The sequence below is a fragment of the Micromonospora sp. MH33 genome, from assembly GCF_003013775.1.
Taxonomy (GTDB): Bacteria; Actinomycetota; Actinomycetes; order Mycobacteriales; family Micromonosporaceae; genus Micromonospora; species Micromonospora fulviviridis.
Genome location: NZ_MUYZ01000386.1, coordinates 1 through 5,398, shown reverse-complemented (window position 1 = coordinate 5,398; position 5,398 = coordinate 1). Strand labels below are relative to the sequence as shown.

The following is a 5,398-nucleotide window of genomic DNA, read 5'->3' as shown; positions in this document are numbered from 1 at the left end:
CCGGCCCCGGTGGACCTCACCGTCGCCCCGGCCGTGCCGGCCGCACTGCGGCTGGCCCTGCGCCCCGGCCCCCGGCAGGACTGGTTCACCCCCGCCGCGCTCGACCTGCTGCTGCGCACCGCGTACGCGATCAGCCCGGCCAGCAACCGGGTCGGCGCGCGACTGGCCGGCGCGGCCCTGCCCCGCGCGGTGACCGGCGAACTGCCCAGCGAGGGCCTCGTCCTCGGCGCGGTGCAGGTGCCGCCGGACGGCCAGCCGCTGATCTTCCTGGCCGACCACCCCACCACCGGCGGATACCCGGTCATCGGGGTGGTGGACGACGTGACCCCGCTCGCGCAGGCCCGCCCAGGGACTACGGTGACGTTCCATGGACCTCAACGCTGACCTCGGTGAGGGATTCGGCATCTGGCGGCTCGGCGACGACGAGGCGCTGCTGGGGCTGGTCACCTCCGCCAACGTCGCCTGCGGCTTCCACGGCGGCGACGCGTCCACCATGCACCGGGTCTGCGCGGCCGCCGCCCGCCGCGGGGTCGCCGTCGGCGCCCAGGTCGGCTACCGGGACCTCGCCGGCTTCGGCCGGCGGCACATCGCGTACGACTTCGCCGTGCTGCGCGACGAGACGGTCTATCAGCTCGGCGCGCTGGACGCGTTCTGCCGGCTGACCGGTACCCGGGTGCGCTACCTCAAGCCGCACGGCGCGCTCTACCACGCGGCCGCCTGCGACGAGGTCCAGGCCGCCGCGCTGGTCGCCGCGGTCAACGGGTACGACCACGAGCTGCCGGTGCTCTGCCCGCCCGGCTCGGTGCTCGCGCAGCTCGCCGTCGGCGCCGGCCTGCGGGTGGTCGCCGAGGGCTTCGCCGACCGGAACTACCTGCCCAACGGGCAGCTGGTGCCCCGGAGCGCCGCGAACGCGCTGGTCCGCGACCCCGACGAGGTGGCTGCCCGGGCGGTCCGGATGGCCACCGAGCGGACCGTGGTCGCCGTCGACGGCACCGTGGTGCCCTGCCCGGTGGAGTCGATCTGCCTGCACGGCGACACCCCGGGCGCGGTGCGTTGCGCCGAGCTGGTCCGGGCCGCGCTCATCGACGCCGGGGTCACCCCCACTCCGTTCGCCTGAGCGGCGGCCCGACCCGTCAGGCGTCCAAGCCGCGCAGCACCAGCGGCAGGCGGGTCACCCCGCCGGCCACCACCCGGACCGGCACGCCCCAGTCCTGCCGGGTCAGGTGGCAGGCGGCGTGCTCGACGTCGGCGTCGCAGGTGGCCGCCTGGGCGGTCACCTGGAGCACCCCCTGCGCCACGTCGCCGCTGAGCACCAGGCGGCGGGACAGGTCGGTGCTCGTCCCGGCCCCCTCGACCAGCAGTTCCGGCGGGGACGCCGAGACAACCACCCGGGTCGACGGCCCGTACGTCTCGTCCAGCTTCTGCCCGGGCGCGGGCGTGAAGATCACGTCGAGGGTCAGCTCGCCGGCCGCCACGTCGGTGGGCTTGCGCTCCAGCTTGTGCCGCGGGCCGTCCACGGTGTTCGCACCCGCCGCGGTCAGCGCGCCCGGGGCCAGCCGGGTCAGCCGGTGCGCGGCCGACTCGACCACCAGCACCTCGCCCTCGGTGGTGAGCACCAGGTCGGACGGCTCGGCCAGCCCGTCGGCCACCGTGGCGACCTGCTCGGTCTCCGGGTCGAAGCGGCGCACCGCGCCGTTGTAGGTGTCCGCGATCAGCACCGAGCCGTCCGGCAGCGCGCACACCCCGAGCGGGTGCTGGAGCAGCGCCCGGTCGGCCGGGCCGTCGACGTGGCCGAAGTCGAACAGGCCCTGCCCGACGGCGGTGCCCATCACGCCGTTCTCGACGTAGCGGATCGCGCTGGTCTCGCTGTCGGCGACCCAGAGCCGTGCGCCGTCGGCCGAGACGGAGAGGCCGGAGGGCTGGGCCATCCAGACGTCCGGCAGCGGGCCGTCGCGCAGCGCCTCGACGGTGGTTCCGGCGTACATGCCGGCGGTCCGCTTCGTCGGGTCGAACCACCAGAGCTGGTGGATGCCGGCCATGGCGACCACGACCCGGTCGTCGTACCAGGCCACGTCCCAGGGAGAGGAGAGGTCGACGGCGCGGGCGTCGTGCGCGTGGTCGTCGACCGTCGAGCGCCACTGCCGCCCGGTGCCGGCGACCGTCACCACCTCGCCGGTGTCCAGCTTCACGCCGCGCAGCAGGTGGTTGACGGTGTCCGCGACGACCAGGTCGTAGCCGGCCACCTCGGCCACGTGCGGGGGCAGCAGGCAGAGCCCCTGCGGCTCGGAGAAGGTGGCAGCCTCCGCCGGGCCGTCAACGTGGCCGCGGCTGCCGGAGCCGATCCGGCGGACCAGGGTCTCCCCGTCCGGGGCCAGCTCGACCAGTGAGTGCCGGGCCGAGTCCGAGACCAGCAGGTTGCCGCCGTCGAGCACCACGGCCTTGCCGGGGAAGCGCAGCGCCGTCTCCGGCTCGGCCGGCGGCACGTACGGGCCCTCGCCCCGGTGCAGGGTGCCCTTCGCCTCGTGGGTGGCGATCAGGTCGTCGATCAGCCGGGCCAGCCCCTCGGCGTGCCCCTCGCCGGCCATGGTGGCCACCACGTAGCCCTCGGGGTCGACCACCGAGAGGGTCGGCCAGGCCTTCGCCGCGTACTGCTGCCACATGTCCATCTCGGGGTCGTCGAGCACCGGGTGGTGCACGCCGTACCGCTCGACGGCGGCGGCGAGGGCCACCGGGTCCTTCTCGTGCTCGAACTTCGGCGAGTGCACCCCGATCACGACCAGGACGTCGCCGTACTTCTCCTCGAGCGGGCGCAGTTCGTCGAGCACGTGCAGGCAGTTGATGCAGCAGAAGGTCCAGAAGTCCAGCAAGACGATCTTGCCGCGGAGGTCGGCCAGGGTGACGTCCTTGCCGCCGGTGTTCAGCCAGCCCCGGCCGCGCAGCTCGGGTGCCCGTACTCGTGCGCTCATGTCCCCATCGTGCCGCACCGCGGGCGGCGGCCGGCCCGATGGGGCGGTGAAGAGCGGCACGGTGCCGCCGGCTACCCGGCGGACCGGCCCCGCCAGCGGGCCACCAGGTCGGCCTGCTGGGCCGGGGCGCCGGGGAGTGGGCCCTCCACGGGGTTGTGCAGGGCCTGGAGCAGCAGGGTCAGGTAGCGGTGCCGCAGCGCGGCGCCCCGGTCGGCGCCGGGCAGGTCGACCAGCATGACGGTCTCCAGCAGCAGCACGATGTCGGCCCCGCTGACGTCGTCGCGCAGGTCACCCGACCGGCGTACCCGGTCCAGGAGCGTGTCCGCCAGGCTGGTCGCCTGTTCGGCCATCCGGCGCAGCTCCGGCGTCGGGACGAAGGTGCCGGCCAGCCGCTGCGCGAGCGCCTGGCCGCCGCCCTCGACGACCCGGTGCAGGCAGGCCACGTAGGCGTCCCACGGCGGCGCGTCGGTGGAGAGCGCGGCCTCCAGGTCGGCGATGTAGCGGGCCAGGCCGTCGGCCGCGAGGGCGCGCAGCAGGTCCTGCTTGCTCGGGTAACGCCGGTAGAGGGCGCCGATGCCGACGCCGGCTCGGCCGGCCACCGTGGACACGGGCGCGTCGGGATCGGCCAGGAAGACCTCGCGGGCGGCGTCGAGGATGCGGGCGTCGTTGCGGGCCGCCTCGGCGCGGCGGCCGCTGAGCGGGCCGGAATCGGGTTCTGGCATGGGTCGACCATAACAGTGGAACGGATCGTTCCGTTCTGCTAGTCTGAAACGGAACGAAGCATTCCGTTCCACGAAAGGACCGGCCTCGTGAGCTTCCCCGTCCTCACCACCGCCCTCGACCTTCTCCGCCGCGCCGCCGAGGGGGTGCCGGCCGACCGGCTCGACGACCCGACCCCGTGCGACCGGTGGACCGTCGGGCAGGTGCTCATGCACGCCGCCGGCGACCAGCACGCGTGGGCGGCCTCCGTCGGCGCCGGCACGGTGCCGGCGTACAACCCGTTCGACCCGCCGCGCGGCCACGAGGACGGCGTCCAGAGCGTCGTCCGGAGCGCGATCGAGGCCGCTGCCGCGGCATGGGCGCGGGTCGACCCCGCCGCCGGACCGGTCGACACGCCGCTGCCGCCCGTGCCGACCATGGACCCGCAGCTCGCCGCCGCCACCTGCGCGCTGGACGCCGCGATCCACGCCTGGGACGTCGCGGTGGCCACCGGTCAGCCGGCGCCGCTCACCGCCGAGCTGGCCGGACAGCTCATGCCGGCGGCCCGGGCGACCGCCGAGCCGCTGCGCGGATTCGCGTACGCCGCCGCGCTGCCCGCCGGGCCCGGCGACGACCCGGTCGCCGCCCTGCTGGCCTACCTCGGCCGCGACCCCGACTGGCAGAAGTGACGACTGGCCCGAAGTGACGACGACGGCGGGGCCACGGATCACCGTGGCCCCGCCGTCGTGGGAGTTGCTACTGGCCGGCCGGCTTGAGGCAGAGCACCCGGTTGGCCCCGTCGCCGGGGAGGACCACCTGGGGCTGCGCCGGGTCGGCACACTTGTCCTTGCTGTCCACCCTCGACACCACCGTGAACGCGCCCTGCTCGCCGCAGGTGGCCGCCACCGCGGTCGCCCCGGACTGCTTGACGCAGGAGCCCACCGCCGGGTCGAAGCCCGCGGGCTTGTCGTCCCCACCGATCTTGCCGAGCAGGGTGAGCAGGCCGAGCGGCACGGCGAGGATGAGCACGGCGGCGATCAGCACCGCGGCCAGCACCCGGCCGTTGCGCACCTTCGGCGTGGGCGCCTCGGTCTTCGGCTCGGCCTCCGGCCGGAACGCCTCGAAGCGGCCCTGGTCCGGGTCGCCGCCCGGGCCCGCCTGCGGCCAGGCCGGCGGGGCCTGCTGGGGCGGCGGCGGGAACGCGGGCGGGAAGCCGCCCGGCTCGCCCATCGGCCCCGACCCCGGTACGCCGACCGAGGCGCGGCCGCCGGCCGGCCCGCCGGACGGGTCCCCGGGAGCGCCTCCCGGCCCTCCGAACGGGTCGTGGCGGCCGTTCGGCGGGCCGAACGGGTCCTGGTGCCCACCGGGGGCGCCGAACGGGTCACGCTGCCCGCCGGGGGGCCCGAACGGGTCGTGCGGCCCGTCGGGAGGCCCGAACGGGTCGTGCGGCCCGCCGGGGCGCTCGCCGTTGTGCGGGTGCACCCCGTTGACCGGCCGGTTGTTGCCGGGCGGGTCCACGAAGGACGGCACGCCGGGCGGGAACGGCGGCGGGGCGGCGGGCGATGACGGCGGGGCCGAGTGCACCGGGGGCGCGTCGGCGTACCCGTGCTGGCGGTCCGACTCGTCCGTCCGCGACTGCGGGCCCGGCTCGGGGAAGCCGTCCTGCCCGGGCGCCTCCTCCGGCTCCGGACGGGCGGGCCGGCCGTAGACCCGCGGCTGCGGGGCCGGCCCGC

At 76.1% G+C, this 5,398-nt stretch carries 4 protein-coding genes and 2 pseudogenes; 3 read left to right on the top strand and 3 right to left on the bottom strand.

Annotation, left to right across the window (positions count from 1 at the left end):
• Both B0E53_RS32830 and B0E53_RS32825 read left to right on the top strand, forming a co-directional pair.
• Window positions 1–384: pseudogene (locus B0E53_RS32830) on the top strand (biotin-dependent carboxyltransferase family protein); the annotation flags it as partial.
• Complete coding sequence (locus B0E53_RS32825; protein WP_107079507.1) at window positions 368–1,117, top strand: 5-oxoprolinase subunit PxpA; 750 nt, start codon at window positions 368–370, stop codon at window positions 1,115–1,117. The pseudogene B0E53_RS32830 and the gene B0E53_RS32825, both read left to right, overlap by 17 nt.
• A 16-nt stretch (window positions 1,118–1,133) precedes the next feature.
• Here the strand turns inward: B0E53_RS32825 and B0E53_RS32820 are convergent, their stop codons facing one another.
• Window positions 1,134–2,966 (bottom strand): NHL domain-containing thioredoxin family protein, encoded by a 1,833-nt coding sequence (locus B0E53_RS32820; RefSeq protein ID WP_107079506.1) that lies wholly within the window; start codon window positions 2,964–2,966, stop codon window positions 1,134–1,136.
• A gap of 71 nt (window positions 2,967–3,037) precedes the next feature.
• Window positions 3,038–3,688, bottom strand: coding sequence for a TetR/AcrR family transcriptional regulator (locus tag B0E53_RS32815; protein WP_107079505.1), 651 nt, complete (start codon window positions 3,686–3,688; stop codon window positions 3,038–3,040).
• Between the two features lie 87 nt (window positions 3,689–3,775).
• Between B0E53_RS32815 and B0E53_RS32810 the strand changes: the two genes are divergently transcribed.
• On the top strand, window positions 3,776–4,354 hold the full coding sequence (locus B0E53_RS32810) for a TIGR03086 family metal-binding protein (protein ID WP_107079504.1): 579 nt from the start codon (window positions 3,776–3,778) through the stop codon (window positions 4,352–4,354).
• 67 nt (window positions 4,355–4,421) lie between these two features.
• On the opposite strand, the pseudogene B0E53_RS32805 reads toward B0E53_RS32810, so the two are convergent.
• A pseudogene (locus tag B0E53_RS32805) lies at window positions 4,422–5,398 on the bottom strand (hypothetical protein); the annotation flags it as partial.